Raw genomic sequence first — 19,244 nt, 5'->3', positions numbered from 1 at the left:
CAATCTACCTACAAACAAAACAAAAAATCGGACAATGAGAGACGAATACGATTTTTCTCAATCTACTGCAAGTATATATAAAAACAAAGAGCAAGGGTCAACTATGGACGGCAAAGAGCGTAAAAATATTATGTCGGGTAAACGGGTAAGCATCGTCCTCAAAGAGGACCGATCGACAGATAGATTAACAGAGGGAGTTGTCCGTGACATCCTCACTAAATCCCCGAACCATCCCCACGGGATTAAAGTGCGTCTTATGAGCGGAGAAGTAGGACGGGTTAAAGAGGTGTTTTGATTTTTGAAATGACCCTATAGATTCCGATTCCGATCACAATACCTATACAATCTGCAACAATGTCCATGAGTGAAAAGAATCTATTGGGGATAAAGTATTGTGTTATCTCGATTTGGAAACCGACCAGTAGCAAAAGAACGACTTTTAGGCGTGTTGATAGATGCTTATATGCTAAACTCAACAATACATACAAAGTACAAAAAGCGATAAAGTGATTTTGTTTATCCCAAAAACTCTCTACGATTTTGATATGTTGTGGAGTGATAGCGAGATATTCAATGCCCAAAAAGCTACTATAAAACGCTGTTTTAAAAAGATTTATTTTCACTAAGTTCTCTTTTCTCATAATTTGTCTGATAGTATCTTATCTCGTTGTATTTTGTCAAATTAGACATGGGTAGTGGGACTTTGTAAAAAGGGGTTTTGAAAGTTATCGCGCCATAATTCTGCTATCATAACATTATGAATAAAGAATACAATTTTTCTGAGTCAATCCAAAATCCCTATAAAACGGTAGAGGATATTCTTACTACACTTCAAACAATCTCTGCACATGAAAAATCAGTTCGTGAACATATTAATACAACAAGATATCAAACTGAACTACTTAAAAACTTAAATAATTGGAATCAGATATGTAGCTCACTAGATACAATAGGTGATACTCTATACTCAATTAAAGACTATATTAAATCTGAATATCCTACAAATGATGGTCTAAAATACATTTTTACATATGGAATTTTACAAACATTATTTATACAGCAAGATGCAATGAAGCATTTATCTGAAGCGTTTGAAATCGAATATTCAGCAAGTAAAAAATTATTGGAAATTCGAGCACTTAGGAATGCTGCAATTGGTCATCCAACAAAAAACAATGTGCAAAAAGTCACTTACTACAATTACATATCTCGAATATCAATGTCTAAATGGGGATTTACTCTTCTCCGATCTTCCGAAAAAGAAAGAAATGAATTTATCGATATTAATCTTATTTCTATACTTAAGGAACAAACACACGAAATCGAAAATAGCTACAATCTTTTGGCTAATAAATTAATTGAGGTGGATAAAATGTATCGTGATAAATATAAAGATAATCTTATTGCTGACATCTTTCATTCTACTATTGGTTACTTTTTTGAAAAAGTATCGGAGGGGATTCATTCACCATCGAATGCAAATAGAGATTTTGCTTTAAGAATGCTCATTTCTATTGAAGAAACCTATAATAAATTTGAAATGGGGTTAACAGAAAGAAATGAGTTAAATGATTATATTCAGTATGATTTAGAAGAGTATAAGCATGCCATTGATGTTTTAAAATCATACCTTTCTAACAATAATGAAAAAATGCAAGAAAAAGATGCAAGGATATATTGCTTTTATCTTTATGAACAACATAAACATTTTGTCGAAATTGCGAAAGAGATCGATACAGAGTATTCTGAAAATAAATAAATTTATATACTTAAAATTACTTCGATATTCACCACTTTCCCCTTACTATTCCCCTTCACATACTCCACAATCATCCCATGAAACCGCGCAAATGCGGCAGGGAGCTGTACGGTATCGAAATAGCCTCTCACCCCCGCTTCGCACCACTCCTGCAACTCATCGTAACTCTCGAACTCATATCCGAACGCATTTAACAGCCGTGCCGTGTAGCTGTCCACGACCATCGCGGGACGGGCGCAGGCGTAGCAGAGGATAGAATCTGCCGTCTCAGGTCCGATCCCTTTTTGTGACAAGAGCCACTCTCTATCGACACTGAGGGCAAAAGTTTCGAAGTCGCCGAAATCATCACAGATAGATTGTGAGAGGCGGATCAGGGTTTGGGCTTTGGCTTTGAACAGACCGCTGGGACGGATCAGCTCCATCAGCTCATCAACGTCACAATGGGCTAGGAGATGGAGGGAGAGAAGTTCTTTAATACGGAGGTTATCGAGGGAGATTTGAACCCGTGACCATTGGGTGTTTTGGGTGAGGATGGCACCGACGACGACTTCAAAGGTTCCATAGGATGGCCACCACAGCGGCGGAGACTCTTCTAAGAGTTTTAATTGCTCTAATGCACTGAAAAGTTCGAAAGAATCGGTTAGTTGCATAAAAAGCTCCTTTGGTGTTTTGTCATGCCGTACTTGATACGGTATCTACGCATAAATTAGATGCTGAATCAAGTTCAGCATGACCAATCACATAGTTATTCTTCCACCCACGCATCGGTTCGATGGACACGTCCGTCATCAAATATTTTGAGTTTGAACGCTTCGGTGCATTTCCCCTCATCCAGAGTCAATATAGCGATTTGGAGAATTTTGCGACATTTTTCGGGGACTTCAAAACGTCCCGATACGCCCGTGATAAAGCGTTCCAACGGCACTTTTGAATCCATTCCGATGACGTTATCACGGCAACCTGAGAGACCGATATCGGTGAGATAGGCTGTCCCTTTTGCAATCTGAAAATCATCACTCCCCACATGGGTATGGGTTCCGATGATGCCGCTAATATCGCCTTGGAGCAACATCATCATGGCCCGTTTCTCACTGGAGGCTTCGGCATGGAAATCGAGAAAGATATGCTCAACCCCGTCGTTTTTGAGGTGTGCGACGGTATCGCGGGCGCATCGGAACGCATTATCGACGTACGGCATCCCGTAATGCCCCATGATGTTGAGGACGGCGAGTTTTTCTCCCGCTACGTCAAAGACACGGCACCCCGTTCCCTTGACCCCTTCGGGGTAGTTGTGAGGGCGGAGCATCGGCAGGTTCTCCAACAACGGTTCGACCTCTTTTTTATCCCACGTATGGTTTCCCCCGCTCATGCAGTCGATCCCCATTGCCAAAAGCTCTTGGGCATTTTTCATCGTTACTCCGAAACCGTGCGAAGCGTTCTCGTAGTTGGCGATGACGAAATCGATTCCGTGTTCGCGTCTGAGCTTTAAAAGATACTCTTTAATCATATTCCGTCCCGGACGGCCTACGATATCTCCGATAAAGGCTATTTTCACTCTTTCTCCTCTTTGAGATCCTCTCTAAGCTCTGCGCTTCTTTGTCGAAAGTTCTCACTGTCTCCGTAATCGAAGAATTTTTTATAATTGTTGTGCATCGATTTGACCCGTGATGCATGGCGGATCGGGCACCAGTACTGTTCGGTGCGACCGGCAATCTCGCTAATGTATCCCATCAGTCCGTTGAAATAACTGCAATAGAGACAGTTAAGCTTTTCGATGATGTTGAGATAGGCGAGTCGGTGACGATCGATAAGGATGTAATCACTCCGTTTGACTTTGGTAATCTTGTAGATCGGAAAGCAAATCCACTGATAAAGACTCACAAAAGCATCCAAGATCAATGCAGGGAACAAGACCGACCAGATGACGGGGGCACTCAGCAGATGCAAGATCGGGGTGGTCGCCAAATAGCGCAATAACCCTTGGCGCTCACGCCGGTACGACGCGAGAAGCTCTTCCCGTTTTTTCGTTATTTCACAGCTGAACCGCTCATACTCCTGGTGCAGTTCAGATTCCAGTTCCGATTCGAGGGCTTTAATCTTGGCGACGAGTTCGTCGATCTTTTGATGTTCCATCTCGAACCTTTGCGTAATGTAGTGAAACTATACTATAAGATAGCAAAAGCTGACGTAAGAGATGCCGGTAAAAGTGGGAAGATACAAGGGGTTATACTGTATAATTTTCGATTAAAATTTAAAACAAAGTACTCTACTTTATGCTCAAACCAATCATCAAATTTCTTTTGATCTTCATCGGCATTGCCAACAGTTACCTTATAGCCAATGACCTCCCTAATGTGTGCAGTCGGGATCAAAACCCCAATGAGTTTACGATCCTAAGTTATCACGAAATAGCCGATAAAAGTGAAACGCTCGATTCAACCTATGCGGTTACACCATCTCATTTTGAAGAGCAGATACATTGGCTGATCGATAACGGCTATCACTTTATCGGTATCAATGATATTTTAGCCTACCGGAAAAGTGCAAAACCATTGCCTAAAAAAGCCGTTTTGATGACCTTTGATGATGGGTATCAGTCCGTTTACACCAACGCTTACCCCTTAATCAAAAAATATAAAATTCCGGTTGTCATCGCACTGGTCGGCAGTTGGATGAAGGCTAAAGATACAGTAGATTTTGATGGGCATAAGATTGCGCGTGAGAAGTTTTTAACCCATGAAGCGATCAAGGAAATGGCCGACAGCACTCTGGTCGAGTTTGCAAGTCATAGCTATTTTTTACATAAAGGGATACCGGGCAATCCGCAAGGCAACCTGCAGCCGGCCATGATCACGCGCCAATGGTTGAGCGATAAACGCTCCTATGAAGATGAAAAAAGTTATCAGCAACGTATTTATAATGACTTATCGGAAAACAACCGCTTTATCAAAGAGTATACAGGGCAAAAGCCTCGTGTCATGGTATGGCCGTATGGATATTACAATAAAGAAGTGCGCACCATTGCAGAGCGTTTAGGGATGAGCATCGGATTAACTCTGGATGATGGCAGCAATACACGTATTACCCCTTTGTGGGGGATGCGCCGTATCTTGGTTGATAAAAACATGACCCTTAAAGAGTTAGAACAAAATATCCGCTCACGAAATGCCAATTTGATCGATAACGACCGTACCACAAAAGCCGCGCATGTCGATTTGGATTATATCTATGATTCTGATCCAGAGCAGCAGGAAAGAAATTTGGGTGATTTGCTTGATCGAATAAAAACGTTAGGTATCAATACGGTTTATTTGCAGGCTTTTGCTGACCCTGATGCCAATGGGGCAGCGGACTATGTCTATTTTCCAAACCGAAATATTCCGATGCGTGCCGATTTATTTAATAGGGTGGCTTGGCAGCTTACAACGCGCACACAAGTTAAGCGCATTTATGCCTGGATGCCGATGCTGGCGTGGCAATTGCCGAAAAACAATGCGGTTGCCAAAGAGACGGTAGTAACCTTACAGGTTGATCCGACCCATCTCAATATGGGATATCCGAGGTTATCGCCGTTTTCTCCTAAAGCACGAAAAGTTATTCAGCAGATTTATGAAGATTTGGCTAAATTACCCCGTATTGACGGCATATTGTTTCATGATGATGTAACGCTGTCCGATTTTGAAGATGACAGCACATTTGCACGTAAGCAGTATAAAAAATGGGGATTGGCACACAGTGTAACCAAAATTCGAGAGGAGAGCGAACAGTTAGAAAAGTGGACGAACCTCAAAACGGACTATTTGGATTCGTTCGCGATGCGATTAGCGCAGATTGTTAGAGATGAGCATCCCGGACTTAAAACAGCCCGTAATTTATATGCGCAGGTTGCACTCAATGAGTACGCCGAAGAATGGTATGCGCAAGGATTGAATGAATCGATCAAAAATTATGACTACACCGCTATTATGGCGATGCCGTATATGGAACAAGCCGATGATACACGACAGTTTTACGATAAAATTGTTGAACGTGTAAAGCAAGAAGAGTGTGGGTTGGAACGTACCGTGATGGAGCTGCAAACCATCAATTGGAGAAAAAACGATGAACCGATTTCATCTCAAGAGATGGTTGATACGATAAACCATTTATACGATCTCGGGGTCCATCATGTGGCCTATTATCCGGACAATGTATTTAAAAATATCCCTGATGCCGATACGATGAAACAAGCCTTTGGACAAAAATCAGAGCTTATGCATGGCGATACCATGCTAAGTAAGTAAGAAGGATTTGTAATGACATTTGAACTATTTTGGCATTCACTATGGCACATAGTGCTGGGCTATGTCTTTTATTATCCATTGTTTATGTCAAGTTTGTGGATCGTAGGGGCAATCTTTTTTTATTTTAAAAATGAAAAACCCTATCTCAAATACATTATTCCTCCTCTAAGAGCCAATGAGAGCTGGCAAGGGGTGAGTATTTTGATCCCTTGTTACAATGAAGGGCAAAATGCCATCGAAACCATCACGTATGCCCTCAATGTGGACTACCCTGAATTTGAAGTCATTGCCATTAACGATGGCAGCAAGGATGATACCTTAGAGATTTTAGTCGCTCTGGCAAAGAATAACCCCAAGTTAAAAGTGGTTAATTTAGCCGAAAATCAGGGGAAAGCGTTAGGGCTTCAAGCCGGCGCATTGTTGGCAAAATACGAGTATTTGATATGCATAGACGGAGATGCCTTAATCGATAAACATTGTGTCCATTGGATGGTCAAACATTTTATCCGTTATCCCGAAGTTGCCGCCGTAACGGGTAACCCGCGTATCCGTAATCGCACAAGCCTATTGGGTAAAATCCAGGTGGGTGAGTTTTCTTCTATCGTAGGGATGATCAAGCGGGCACAGCGCAGTTTCGGACGACTATTTACCGTATCGGGTGTCATCACCGGTTTTCGAAAAGCGGCGGTGCATGAAGTGGGGTATTGGAGTCCCGATATGCTGACCGAAGATATCGATATTACCTGGAAACTGCAACGCAACGGTTGGGATGTACGCTTTGAGCCACGAGCACTGGTATGGATTTTGATGCCGGAAACATTGAGCGGATTGTGGAAACAGCGGTTGCGTTGGGCTATGGGCGGTGTTCAAGTGATGCTTAAAAACTTTAAAGTTTTATTTATGCACAAGCAAACCCATCTTTGGGGCCTTATGACGGAACTCATGTTAAGCACCCTTTGGGCCTACAGTATGGTATTGGTGTTTGTCGTCTGGTTAATGAGTTTCTTTACTCCCATTTCCTATGCCATGCCGGATCATTCACCCATTTTACCGGACGAAAGCAGTATTATTCTTATCGGTGCATGTTTGATACAGTTTGCCATCAGTAAATGGTTAGACGGTCATTATGACCAAGGCTTAGGAAAAAACTACTATTGGATGATTTGGTATCCGTTTGCCTATTGGTTGCTGAATCTCTTTACCGCCGTAACCGCTCTACCGAAAGTGTTATTTGGGACGAAAGGACGTGCAAGGTGGGTTAGTCCCGACCGAGGTGTCCATCAACAATTACCGAAAAAGGGGTAAGATGTCTAAAGAAACATTGATTATCAACAAACGCCATGAGCTACCCAAAAGAAAAAGATTAGTGTGGGATGGACTAACCATCGGACTTTGGTTAGGCTTTATCTATTTGTGGAAGCCTTTATTGGTTGTATTTTATGGGATCATTACATTAAAAGTACCGGCGGATAAAATATCCGATTGGATATTTGAAAATATTCATAGTGTAACCTTTGAACATGCAATATCGATGTTAATTGCAACGCCGATTGTGTTGTTTATCCTCTCAAGGCTAAACAGACACAGAGCTCCCAGTGAACATTTGCTCTATAAATCCACTGATTATTCAAATTATTTTCATTTGGACGATGATCAGTTGCAACAGTGTGCAAACAGCCAATTGGTTACGGTTTTCCATGATGATCATGGCCATATAACCCATTTAAATGATCGCATTGAAACGAAGTAATCCCCCATGCAATCGCTTAGATATTTAGCTCACTACAGCCAAGAGATACTCGCTCAGGTACAAAATCTGATCGATACCGACACTCTCGGCGAGCGACTTATCCGTAAATATCCCGATACCCATCCCTACACAACCGACAAAAGCCTCTATGATTATGTTATGGAGATCAAAAACACCCATTTTCGCAGCTCTGCGCCCATCTCAAAAGTACTCTATGATACCAAAATCCGTGATTTAAACTCCGCTTTGGGAACCCACACCTTCGTCTCTCGGGTACAGGGAGGAAAGCTCAAAGCCAAAAACGAGATTCGGATTTCCCACTTTTTTAAAAAAGTCCCGGAGCCGTTTTTGCGGATGATTGTCACCCATGAACTCGCCCATCTCAAAGAGAAAGATCATAACAAAGCCTTTTACTCCCTCTGCACCCATATCGAAACCGAGTACCATCAACTCGAATTTGAGGTAAGACTCTATCTCACCTACATTGATCATTTTGGAGAACTTTATTCTCGTACCAGCTCCACTAAAACTTCATAATGAGCCGTATGGGGAAACATATCGAACAGTTGAACCCGATTCACCGAGTAGCCGCTAAGAAGTTCAAGATCTTTGGCTAAACTCGTCGCATTACAGCTCGAATAGAGTATCCGATCGCTACTGACTCGCATCAACCATTTGCATAACTGCTCACCCAATCCCCGACGGGGCGGATTAACGATAATCAAATCAGGTTTTTCACCCGAACTCGCTCCGAAACTCGCCGCATCGAGAGATTCAAAACGAAGGTTCTTCATCTCCAGCTGTGCCGCCGAATCACGGGCACACTCTATCGCTTCAGGTTCAATCTCGATCCCCATAATACTCCGATCCGGTGCAGTACAATGGAGTGCAAACCCCCCTACGCCGCAAAACAGATCCCACAGAATCTTCGGTTTGCTCTCCCCCGCCCATTCGCTCGCGCTGCGGTATAGCTTTTCAGCGACTTCGGGATTGGTTTGAAAAAAGCTTTTAGGACGGATATAGAGGGGGATACCGTTCAACCGCTCTTCGAGCCGACGCTGTTCAGTAAAAAATATCTCCTCTTCCCCTTCCAAAATCGCCATGTGGACACTCTGGATATTCACCGTAACCACTTTGAGTTCCGGAGCATGTTTGATCAAGTCATCCAGAGCGTTTTGCAATCGGGCAACAATCCCGTGGGAGCGGAGGACGAAACGGAGCATCATCGAGCCGTTGGATTTGCTTCGCGTAAGGAGAACGTATTTCAACTCCCCTTTTTTCTTTTTAATATCGTACGCTTTGACCCCTAATCCCCGGAGCCAATCTTGAACGCTCTGCAATACTTTTTGCATACTCATATCGTACAACGGACACTCGATCAGACTCACCTCTTCGGAGAGTCCAAGGACTACACCCTCTAACGTCGGAGTTGCCACCATTTTGGCTTTATTCCGAAATCCTTTTAGAGGTGATGTGGCGGGTTTCAACCAATCTCGCGGTTGAAAGGGGTTGAGAAGTGCATGTAAATGGTCACTCTTGAGTTTCAGCTGTTCAGCATAATGATAATCGATCCAGCTGCACGAGCGGCATTGATAGGTATCGAAATAGGAACAAAAACTCATGCTTTTCCTTTTGCCGTGCGGAGATAATGCAAGACGGTACCGATCAAGTCATCATCATCTTTGCTCTTACTCTGCAATGTCTCTTTGATACCGCTCGCGTACTCTATCGTGATGTTTTGGTTGTAGTTGCTCACCATTTTAATCTTCTTCTCGATAGAGAGGAGTTTGATCACCATAATCTCAAAGAACTGTTTCGTAGGCGTGTCGGGCTTACCGAAACGATCTCCGACTTCCTCTTCAATTTCATAAATCTCGCTCGGGCTCTCACACTGGCTGAGACGGCGGTAAAGTTCGAGGCGGAGACGGTCTTCGCTCACGATCTCGTCGCTGATAAAGGCGCTGACGGTAAGTTTGATATCCACTTTCGCCCGTACCGCCGTCGTTTGGTTGGTGAGGATTTTAATCGCATCTTCCAGCATCCGCAGATAGAGGGCATATCCGATGTTTTTGATATGACCGCTTTGGGCATCCCCGACGAGGTTCCCACCGCCTCGAATTTCGAGGTCGTGATAGGCGAGCATTGAACCGCTTCCCAAAAAGGAGTTCGATTCTAACGCTACGAGGCGCTTTTTCGCCTCTTCGGTAAGATGATCTTTGTCATCGACGATAAAATAGGCATACCCCTCGGTATGCCCCCGCCCGACCCGACCGCGCAGCTGATGCAGATCGGCCATCCCGAAACGGTCGGCTCCGTCGATAATCATCGTATTCACCGTCGGCATATGGATACCCGACTCGATGATCGAGGTGGCAAGGAGGACATCGTATTGGCGATCGGCAAACTTGGCAAGCTCATCTTCCGTTTGAGTCGCACCGATCTGGGAGTGGAGTATTAGAATACGCAGATCGGGAAGGATTGCTTTAAGCTCTCCCGATTTGATAATCATCGAGTCAATCGAGTTGTGAACATAGAACACCTGACCGCCGCGTCGAAGTTCGCGTAAGATTACCTCTTTGATCAGCTTCTCATCGTAGTTTTTAACAAACGTCCGTACCCCTAAACGCTCACTCGGAGGGGTGAGAAGTTCCGACATTGTCTTGATTGAACTAAGCGCCTGATTAAGACTGCGGGGGATCGGGGTCGCACTCATACTGAGGAGGTGGACATTCTCATAAAGCGATTTGAGTTTCTCTTTTTGTTTCACCCCGAATTTATGCTCTTCATCGATGATGACGATTCCAAGCTTCGCACAATTCACCCCAAACAGGGCATGGGTTCCGACGACGCAGTCAAGTTCTCCCGCTTCTAATGCCCGAAGGGTCGCATTTTTCTCTTTCGAGCTGACGAAACGATCCAACTTCGCCACCCGAAGTCCGAACGGAGCTAAACGGGCTTTGAGCGATTGGAAGTGCTGAGAGCTAAGTAGCGTCGTCGGAACGACAAGGAGCGACTGATAGCCCCCCTTCGCAGCCGTAAAGATAGCGTTCATCGCCACTTCGGTTTTTCCGAAACCGACATCTCCGCTGAGGAGCCGATCCATGATCTGACCGGAGGAGAGATCACGGACGATAGCGCTGATGGCACTGGCTTGATCCGGAGTATAATCAAATCCGGCGGCCTCTTGGAATCGACGCAATTCACCCGCATCGACGTTGAGAACCGATGCCTTAATAAGAGCACGGCTTGCCGCGATCCCCACAATTTCGGAAGCGATCTCAAACAACCGTGCTTTGACCGACTCTTTGAGCTTACCGAAACTTCCCTTGCCCAGACGATCAAGAACGGGAAGGCTTCCAGAAGCGATATAGCGATCGATCGTATCGAGGTTTTCTACGGGAAGGAGAAGTTTGTCATCCCCCATGTATTTGATCACGACAAGGTCTTTAATCCCGCCGAGGATCTCAGCCTGCTCGATCCCCACAAATATCCCGACCCCGTACTCTTCGTGGACAACGTAATCGCCCACTTTCAGATCATCGAGTAGGATGGAAGTACGACGGCGACGACGTTTTTTCTCATGACGGTTGAGAGAGAGGATGATTTCATCAGGACCGATCAAGTTGAGGACAATCCCCGAGGTATTAACACAAAGGCCTTTAAGTTCAAAAATCCCCGCCGCTTTAAGCTGGGTATCGCTGGCGGCGATGAGGGTAAATTTTTTGGCTTTATGGACGCTTCGGAGGGTCTCGAAATTCCCGCCCCCCAGTGGAGTATACTTCTGTGACTCAGGGAGTATCTCTGCTTCCAATCGCTCACGCGGGAGTACGCTTTGATTAAGAGCGTACGCTTCATCAAGGACACTTTTCATCTCACGGATACGGGCGACTTTTTTTCCCTCGCACAGATCGATCCCCTCAGAACCTAAAACCCAAAATCCGAGTGAGGCGATGTCTTTCACAAAACTGTCGCTTTGGGCTGCATTAATCGCTTTTTCAAAAGCTTTATGCTGATCTGCATTCAGTGAGAAAAAGGCACTTGTCACTTCGATAGAGGCAAGTTCTTCTTTATCGGTGCGCTGAGTTTCGACATCGAACGCTTTGATCTCTTCCACCTCATCGTCGAACAGACTGATACGGTACGGGTTGCTTTGATTCGGAACATAGATATCGAGGATATCACCGCGATGGGAGACTTCCCCCTCTATTTCCACCATGTCGACGAAGGCATATCCCCAATGGAGCAGTTTCTCTTTAAATGCACTCAGATCGATCCGCGAAGCGAACTCGATCGTCTCGCTTTGGAGTAATGACCCATTCGGCATAGGGAAAAGAAGTGTTTTAAGCGGAGAAATAATCAGCGGTTTTTTGGATGCCGTGTAATAGGTACGCAGTGCAGAAAAAAGGGCAAACAATTCTTCGCTAAACGGGCGTAAATCGTCCATATAGGTCGCACGAAAATCGGGCAAGACGATGTGTGGGATTTCTAAAAATGTCGATACGTCGCTCAGTTCCGACGCCTCTTTGGCATCCTCGCACAGGAGAATGTCCGGTCGATTCTTCGGGTTGTTTTTTAGGTACTCATACCATCGTGCTTGTGACATTCATCCTCTTTAAAAACGTCTCGGCTACACTAAAAGAGCCAAAGACCAAATATTCTTTATCTTCTTCAATCGATTCAAATACGCCATAGGGTATTTCCAATTTCTCCAATACCGATTCAAGCTGATCACGCTCGACAATCCGTCCTTCAGCTACATGGATTATCTCGACACACTCGATAATCGGTTTTAAAAGGCTCAAAATTTCTTGGTAATCTTTGTCCCCGTAGGTGTTATAGACCAAAGTCACTTTTTTACCGGTATACGCTCCAGCTATTGACTCTGCTGCCAATGCGTTATGCCCTACATCCAATGTAATGTTTGAAGCGATACGGCTCAAACGGCCAAACAATGCGCTCTGATCGAACAGCGATTCGTCCGTTTCATAGCCCAAAAGCTCATATGCGGCCATCGCCAACGTCAGATTATCACGTAAATAGTCGCTGAGACTGTTTTTCATGGCAAGATGCAATGCCAGTTCTTGAATGTTTGGTGTAACGCGTTCTGAAAGTGTATCAAGCTTACACCCTTGTGCATCCGCTATAGTGCGAGCAATCGATTCAACTATTGGGTGTTTCTGCTTCCCTAAAAGGGCAACACGTTGCATGCTATTCAATTTGGTCGTGGCAATGGACTCGATGGTAGTCCCCAAAAACGCCGCATGATCATAATCGATAGGGGTAAAGATACTGAGCGCTTTAGGAAATACGGCTGTGGCATCATATTCTCCCCCAAGTCCCGCTTCAAGTACGATATAGTCGCACTCTGCATAGGAAACCATTGCCAAAAGAGTCGTGTATTCAAAATAGCTGAGGGCTTCGGCACTATTCCGGTTCACCATCAAAAGAAGCTTCTGATGGGCAGTTTCCAAAGCCTCATCACTAATCTCATCGCCATCTATCCATATCCGCTCATTAAAATGGAGGATATGAGGAGAGGTGTAATGTCCTACCTTCTTCCCTGAACGATGTAAGGCTGTGGCCAGAAATCGTCCGGTTGAGCCTTTGCCGTTGGTCCCGACAAGATGAATAATTTTAGGTTTCGGCAGAAGGTGCTCAATCTCACGGTACACTATCGGGAAACGATCATAATCGATCACATCATAGAAAAGAGGCTTGGCCGCTAAAAAATCGCTCAGTTTCATGCAGGCTCGACGCGATTTCGCCCTTTGCGTTTGGCATCGTATAGTCGCTCATCCGCCCCGTTAACCAAGGCTTTCATGGAAGGATAATCACTACGCTGAGCCACACCGATGCTCACACTGATACTGATACGCTGTCCTTGATACATAAAATGGGCTTGCTCCACATGGTTACGTACTTTTTCACAAAATACTTTTGCACCCAAAAGTTCCGTATCTCCTAAAATCGCTAAAAACTCTTCTCCGCCGTAACGTCCAACAATATCACTGGTACGCGCTTCTTCTTTGAGGATTTTAGCAAATGCAAGCAATACCGCATCTCCCGCATCATGTCCATACGTATCATTAACCGTTTTAAAATAGTCCAGATCCAGCATGGCGACACAAAAACTGCGTCCATGACGCTCAAATTCAGCCTCTTTGACATTCAGGTACTCTTCGATTGCCCGTTTATTAAAAAGTTTGGTTAAAAAATCTTCACGAGAAGCTTGCGTCGCTTGGGCTAAATCCTCTTCGAGTGCCGCGATCTTTTTCCCCATCTGCGTCACTTTTTCATTGTGTACTTTTAAATCTTTGCTCAACACTTCAACTTTTTCTTCCAAGGTACTGGCAATCGCATAAAGACGTTTGTGCGCTGTTTTAAAGTCGGTAGGTTTATTGTTTTCTAACGCTTCGAGATCTCGCTTAACCTCACGAATCTCGCTGGTCGAGTTTTCGCTTCGCTCTATTAATTCGATAAGTTGTGCGGAGAGTTTCTCTAAAAGTGTGTCAAGTGCTCTCACCATTTCTTCAACGCTTTGTTTATCCAAAGCCACCCGCATAGCAATAGCCATTTTAAGTTCTTTTTCACACTCTGCAGTAGCGACGTAAGAAGGTTCATCCCGAAGTTTTTGTGAAAGCTGGATCGTCGCGCTATCCATGGTAGGGGCGATTGAGGGAACCAAAGAAGAGACTAAAAGACGAACCGTTTTCGCATAATCGACTTTCTCACTGCTCCCTTCCTGAAAACGAAGATTCTCGATTGTACTGCGTAAATTAGCCGTATCGACCGATCCGAACGGTGCCAATTTCATCAAAAAAGAGTCATCATACAGCGTGAGGAAATTGACCCATGCTTGTTTGAGCAGATCAATCTGTGTCGCACCGCCTTGGGTTTCTAATATGGCAACCGTTTTTTTAGCCAGTGCTGAGGCTTCCGGGTTATGAAGAACATCGATGCTTTGGGCCATTTGTTTTGCCAATGAACTCAAAAGTTCAACCAATACAGAGGCTTCATTAGGGTTAAGACGACTAAGTTTGGAAATGAGGAAACGGATCAGTTCGGCGGTTGTTCGGACACGGTATTGCTTGATCTCTTCCGCCGTTTTTTTATCGAACAGTGGGGTATAACGATCAATTCCGCTGCAATCTTCAACGGAAAATCCCGCTTTTTTTGCCTCAGAACAAAACGTTTCGGCATACGTATCGGGAGTCCATATCTTCCCTTCGCTTTTAAGCCGTTCTACCGTATTTCGGACGATTTGATTAATGGTCATCTTTACCCCTTATTTCGAGTTCGCACCCTGTGCCGCAACGTGTGCGATAAAGGCATCGATCCCTTTTTGCGCCCCTTGGCGTATCGCTTCGAAGCGGGCCTGATCGGTTATAATCGCATTGGGTTCAATCGCGAAATCATAAATCCCCCGTGTTGAATATACCTCTCTCTTATCTCCGCTAAAACGCTCAACTGACATCACTACCGTAGTACGGTAAGTGATAACATAACCGTTCGTATCATAGCGCAAAGGGGTAAATCCAACTGAACTAATCGCGATTTTAAGATGGGTTTGTGAAGCATTTTTAGGGACTAACGAAGTACGAAATTTTGTAATTACCGCCATATCAACAGCATCTTTGATAATGACGGTATTTTGCGGATCTTCCATCGAAATCACCACTTCGGTACTGACACTCTCTCCTACCACACTTTTGGCATAATAGCTTGAGGGCTGATAGCCGCATCCGGCAAAAAGGATCAAAGCGCTCAGTATCCAGTATTTCATCGACTTACCCTTTTATGACGAGATTGACAAGTTTCCCGGGGATAACAATCGCTTTTACGATCTCTTTACCCTCAATCCATTTCTCAACTGCGGCTTTCGCAATCTCGATAATCGCTTCTTGGCTTTCACCGACGCCCACTTCGATCGTTGAGCGGTTTTTACCGTTGATGGAGACACCCAGAGCTACGCTATCGACTTCAAATACCTCTTCGAGCACCACTTGGACACCGAAGTTTTTCCCGCCGAAAAATTCAGTAGAGAGTTCCCAACAGATATGGGGAACGATAGGTTCCATCACGGAGGTAAGAATCCAATACCCCTCCGTCCAGACATCACGATTCGTTTGTTCGTTCAATGCGTTCATCGCTTCCATCACACCGGCAATCATTGTGTTGAACGTATGACGTTCCGTGTATACCTCTTGGGCACGTTTAAGTGCTTCATACACTTTTTTACGAGCGTTTTTCTCCTCTTTGGAAAGGGTACTATGATCGATCATCGGTAAGCGGTCGGTAACATTAACGTACTGACTGCGATCGGCAAACCGTTTGAGGAAGCGATACGCCCCCTCCACCGCACTGTCGTTCCATTCCAACTCTTGGGTCGGAGGGGCAGCGAAAAGGATAAAGAGACGCGCCGTATCGGCACCGTATTTCTCGACCAATGCACCCGGATCGACGGTGTTTCCTTTGGACTTTGACATTTTTGCTCCGTCTTTAAGAACCATACCCTGAGTGAGAAGATGTTCAAACGGCTCATCGCTGTTGACGTAACCCAAATCACGGAGCATTTTCGTAAAGAAACGGGCATAGAGCAGATGCAAGATCGCGTGCTCGATCCCGCCGATGTAGTGATCCACTCCCATCCAGTAATCGAGGGCTTGTTTGTCTAGCGCCTCTGTATAATCGTTTTTGACCGTATAGCGGAGGAAATACCACGATGATTGGATAAACGTATCCATCGTATCGGTTTCGCGGATGGCGGGATTGCCGCATTTCGGACAGGCGCAGTGTTTCCACGTCGCATGGTGTTCCAGAGGATTTCCCTCACCGTTGATCACAACATCCTCAGGAAGTGCTACCGGAAGATTGGATTTATCTTCGGGAACGATTCCGCACGATTCACAATGAATCAGAGGGATCGGTGCACCCCAGTAGCGCTGACGGCTAATTCCCCAGTCTTTGAGACGGAAATTGATCACTTTACGACCCAGCTTTTCGTTTTCGAAATGATCCATAATCGCAGCTTTAGCGGTGACGTTATCTAAACCGTTGAACTCTCCGCTATCACGGAGTGTTCCCGCTTCGGTATAGGCACACCCTGATGACAGTTCACCCTCGGATGGGAAAATAACCGCTTTGATCGGAAGATCATATTTGGTCGCAAACTCATAATCGCGATCATCATGGGCAGGAACCGCCATAACCGCACCCGAGCCGTAATCGGTGAGAACGAAATTCGCCACCCATACCGGTACTTTTACCCCCGTTAGAGGATGGATAACATGAATACCGAGTGATACACCCTCTTTCGGGCTGGTTGCACGATCACGTGCACTGACCCGCTGCATCGCTTTGATCGCGTCGCTTGTTGCTTGATCGAGTAACCCGAACGAGAGCATATGACGGACAATTTCGTGCTCAGGTGCCAGTGCCGCATAGCTTACTCCGTAAATCGTGTCGGGACGGGTGGTGAAAACATCAAAACTTTGATAGACTGCGCCAAGCTTAGCCTCACTCTCTTCATCCAGTTTGAAGGCAAACTCCAAACCGTACGATTTTCCGATCCAGTTTTCCTGCATCGTCAAAACCTGCTTCGGCCATTTACCCTCAAGTGTTTTAAGTGATTCGAGGAGTTCTTCGGCATAATCGCTGATTTTCAGGTAATACTGATACATCTCTTTTTGAACGATTGGGGTTCCGCATCTCCAGCATCCGCCGTCAACCACCTGCTCGTTGGCTAATACGGTCAAATCGTGCGGGCACCAGTTGAGAAATCCTTGTTTACGATAGAGGAGACCTTTGTTGAACATATCGATAATGAACCCCTGCTCGAACGCCGTATATTCCGGATTAGAGGTCGCAAACTCACGATCTTCCGAAAACGAAAGCCCCAGACCCGCAAGTTCACCGCGCATCGTAGCGATGTTCTCATAGGTCCATTTTTTCGGATGGACACCGTGTTTAATCGCCGCATTTTCTGCCGGCATTCCGAAACTGTCCCATCCGATCGGATGAAGAACATTGAACCCCTGCTGACGATAATAACGGGCGAAAGCATCACCGATCGTGTAGTTACGGACATGTCCCATATGGATACGCCCCGAAGGGTACGGGAACATACTGAGAACGTATTTTTTAGGTTTGGTAAAATCGGATGAGGGTTCATACGCCTTAGTCGTACTCCACGTTTTTTGCCATTTGGCCTCAATTGATGCGGGGGTGTAATTCAAAAAAATGCTCCTATTTTTTTAATAGAACGCCAAAAGGAATAATATCCCTTTTGACTGCGCTTGCCACTATGGCACTAAAGCTAGCCTTTTCAAGGCAGATGTTTATCCTATTTTATACAATGCCCTGCTCGAACTGAGCACGCATTTTTTCTTTTTCCGCTTGAAGCTTTATCTTCTCAGCCATTTTTTCACGATAGCGAGCGACACTGAATCCCGTCCATACAACGAGTTGTGCCGCAACGAAAATCGAACTGTAGGTTCCAATTATAACACCAACCAGCATCGGGAAACTGAAACCGAGCATAATATCTCCACCGAACAAGAAAAGGGTCAAGACGACAAAAAATACCGTCAAAGAGGTCAATGTTGTTCGAGACTGGGTGCGAGAAACCGCTTCATTAACGATCATCACAAAATCACTGTTTTTAGACTCTTGAATGTGCTCACGAATCCGGTCATAAACGATAATGGTATCATGGATCGAGTATCCCAGAATCATCAGTAGTGCCGCAACACTCTCGATGTTAAAATCGATTTCAAAATACGATACAAAACCGAATGTGATGACGATATCATGAACGATAGCGATAATTGCCGCTAACGCAAAACGCCACTCGTAGCGAAACGTAACCATCGCCATAATCGCAGCCAACGTCAAAAGAAAAGCCGTAAGCCCTTTGACACGAAGTTCATCCCCAACTTTCGGCCCGACCATATCGACACGGCGAATCTCAAACTCGCCCGTACCTTTGAGTATCTCCCTTGTAACGTCTCCGATATCTTTGCTCAATCCATCCGTTGATGCGGCTGTTTTAATAATGATCTCTTCAGGAGAGCCGAACTCGGTAACACTGGCATGTTTGAAAAGTTCCTCTTTTTCCAGTGCTTCACGCACTTTATCAATCGGCGCAACACCCTGATACTTCACTTGAACAACGGTTCCGCCGGTAAAATCGATACCGAAAGAGAACCCTTTTATCGCAATCAGACCGATTGCCAAAAAGAAAAGAACAAACGAAGCTACGAAAAAGATTTTCCCTTTGCCCAGAAAGTTATAGACTTTATCTTCTTTAAACAGTTCCATTATGCATTCACCTTTCTTGTCATTCCAAACCACATTTTGTAGTTTTTCGATTTTTCAATACGGTTAGTGAAAAGCTGGAATACTCCATACGTTCCGACAATTGCAGTGAGCATAGAGGCCAAAATACCCATAC

17 protein-coding genes are annotated in these 19,244 nt (G+C 44.9%); 6 read left to right on the top strand and 11 right to left on the bottom strand.

Annotated features, from left to right (window positions below; translation table 11 throughout):
* Positions 1-103: 103 nt before the first annotated feature.
* Positions 104-295 carry a YwbE family protein gene (locus A3G19_RS07565; RefSeq protein WP_015652971.1) on the top strand — a complete coding sequence of 64 codons (192 nt, stop codon included), beginning with the start codon at positions 104-106 and terminating at the stop codon, positions 293-295.
* On the opposite strand, the gene A3G19_RS07560 is transcribed toward A3G19_RS07565, so the two are convergent.
* Positions 279-641, bottom strand: coding sequence for a VanZ family protein (locus tag A3G19_RS07560; protein WP_294871684.1), 363 nt, complete (start codon positions 639-641; stop codon positions 279-281). The two genes, A3G19_RS07565 and A3G19_RS07560, sit on opposite strands and share 17 nt — an antisense overlap.
* A 116-nt stretch (positions 642-757) precedes the next feature.
* Here A3G19_RS07560 and A3G19_RS07555 point away from each other — a divergent pair, with 116 nt between their 5' ends.
* Complete coding sequence (locus tag A3G19_RS07555; RefSeq protein ID WP_294871681.1) at positions 758-1,759, top strand: hypothetical protein; 1,002 nt, start codon at positions 758-760, stop codon at positions 1,757-1,759.
* A gap of 2 nt (positions 1,760-1,761) precedes the next feature.
* Here the strand turns inward: A3G19_RS07555 and A3G19_RS07550 are convergent, their stop codons facing one another.
* The 3 genes from A3G19_RS07550 to A3G19_RS07540 all read right to left on the bottom strand — a co-directional run bounded on the left by A3G19_RS07550 (position 1,762) and on the right by A3G19_RS07540 (position 3,892).
* Positions 1,762-2,409 (bottom strand): 3-methyladenine DNA glycosylase, encoded by a 648-nt coding sequence (locus tag A3G19_RS07550; RefSeq protein ID WP_294871680.1) that lies wholly within the window; start codon positions 2,407-2,409, stop codon positions 1,762-1,764.
* 95 nt (positions 2,410-2,504) lie between these two features.
* A complete protein-coding gene (locus A3G19_RS07545; RefSeq protein WP_015652968.1) occupies positions 2,505-3,314 on the bottom strand; it encodes a TIGR00282 family metallophosphoesterase in 810 nt (269 codons plus the stop codon).
* Positions 3,311-3,892: a hypothetical protein gene (locus A3G19_RS07540; RefSeq protein ID WP_015652967.1), complete on the bottom strand. Its 582-nt coding sequence runs from the start codon at positions 3,890-3,892 to the stop codon at positions 3,311-3,313. Before A3G19_RS07540 ends, A3G19_RS07545 begins: the two co-directional genes overlap by 4 nt.
* Positions 3,893-4,032: 140 nt before the next feature.
* Between A3G19_RS07540 and pgaB the strand changes: the two genes are divergently transcribed.
* The 4 genes from pgaB to A3G19_RS07520 are packed head-to-tail and all read left to right on the top strand — an operon-like array spanning position 4,033 to position 8,329.
* Positions 4,033-6,042, top strand: a complete 2,010-nt coding sequence (pgaB, locus tag A3G19_RS07535) for a poly-beta-1,6-N-acetyl-D-glucosamine N-deacetylase PgaB (protein ID WP_015652966.1) — start codon at positions 4,033-4,035, stop codon at positions 6,040-6,042.
* 12 nt (positions 6,043-6,054) lie between these two features.
* Positions 6,055-7,347 (top strand): poly-beta-1,6-N-acetyl-D-glucosamine synthase, encoded by a 1,293-nt coding sequence (gene pgaC, locus A3G19_RS07530; protein ID WP_015652965.1) that lies wholly within the window; start codon positions 6,055-6,057, stop codon positions 7,345-7,347.
* Position 7,348: 1 nt separating this feature from the next.
* Positions 7,349-7,792, top strand: a complete 444-nt coding sequence (gene pgaD / locus A3G19_RS07525) for a poly-beta-1,6-N-acetyl-D-glucosamine biosynthesis protein PgaD (protein WP_015652964.1) — start codon at positions 7,349-7,351, stop codon at positions 7,790-7,792.
* Between the two features lie 6 nt (positions 7,793-7,798).
* Positions 7,799-8,329, top strand: a complete 531-nt coding sequence (locus A3G19_RS07520) for a YgjP-like metallopeptidase domain-containing protein (RefSeq protein WP_015652963.1) — start codon at positions 7,799-7,801, stop codon at positions 8,327-8,329.
* Here A3G19_RS07520 and rlmC read toward each other — a convergent pair.
* From rlmC to secF, 7 genes are all read right to left on the bottom strand, one after another.
* Positions 8,296-9,414, bottom strand: coding sequence for a 23S rRNA (uracil(747)-C(5))-methyltransferase RlmC (gene rlmC / locus A3G19_RS07515; RefSeq protein WP_015652962.1), 1,119 nt, complete (start codon positions 9,412-9,414; stop codon positions 8,296-8,298). The genes A3G19_RS07520 and rlmC overlap by 34 nt on opposite strands.
* Positions 9,411-12,395: a DEAD/DEAH box helicase gene (locus tag A3G19_RS07510; RefSeq protein WP_294871678.1), complete on the bottom strand. Its 2,985-nt coding sequence runs from the start codon at positions 12,393-12,395 to the stop codon at positions 9,411-9,413. Before A3G19_RS07510 ends, rlmC begins: the two co-directional genes overlap by 4 nt.
* On the bottom strand, positions 12,373-13,536 hold the full coding sequence (locus tag A3G19_RS07505) for a Mur ligase family protein (protein WP_294871674.1): 1,164 nt from the start codon (positions 13,534-13,536) through the stop codon (positions 12,373-12,375). Before A3G19_RS07505 ends, A3G19_RS07510 begins: the two co-directional genes overlap by 23 nt.
* Complete coding sequence (locus A3G19_RS07500; protein WP_015652959.1) at positions 13,533-15,068, bottom strand: GGDEF domain-containing protein; 1,536 nt, start codon at positions 15,066-15,068, stop codon at positions 13,533-13,535. The genes A3G19_RS07505 and A3G19_RS07500 overlap by 4 nt, the downstream gene beginning before the upstream one ends.
* A gap of 9 nt (positions 15,069-15,077) precedes the next feature.
* Entirely contained in the window at positions 15,078-15,575 is a 498-nt protein-coding gene (lptE, locus tag A3G19_RS07495) for an LPS assembly lipoprotein LptE (RefSeq protein WP_294871671.1), read from the bottom strand.
* 4 nt (positions 15,576-15,579) lie between these two features.
* Positions 15,580-18,027: a leucine--tRNA ligase gene (leuS, locus tag A3G19_RS07490; protein WP_294871668.1), complete on the bottom strand. Its 2,448-nt coding sequence runs from the start codon at positions 18,025-18,027 to the stop codon at positions 15,580-15,582.
* Positions 18,028-18,139: 112 nt separating this feature from the next.
* Complete coding sequence (secF, locus tag A3G19_RS07485) at positions 18,140-19,111, bottom strand: protein translocase subunit SecF (RefSeq protein WP_294871666.1); 972 nt, start codon at positions 19,109-19,111, stop codon at positions 18,140-18,142.
* Positions 19,112-19,244 lie beyond the last annotated feature (133 nt).

This window comes from Sulfuricurvum sp. RIFCSPLOWO2_12_FULL_43_24 (genome assembly GCF_001829605.1).
Taxonomy (GTDB): Bacteria; Campylobacterota; Campylobacteria; order Campylobacterales; family Sulfurimonadaceae; genus Sulfuricurvum.
Note: the sequence above shows the minus strand (reverse complement) of the source record. Positions and strands in the feature narration are given on the sequence as shown.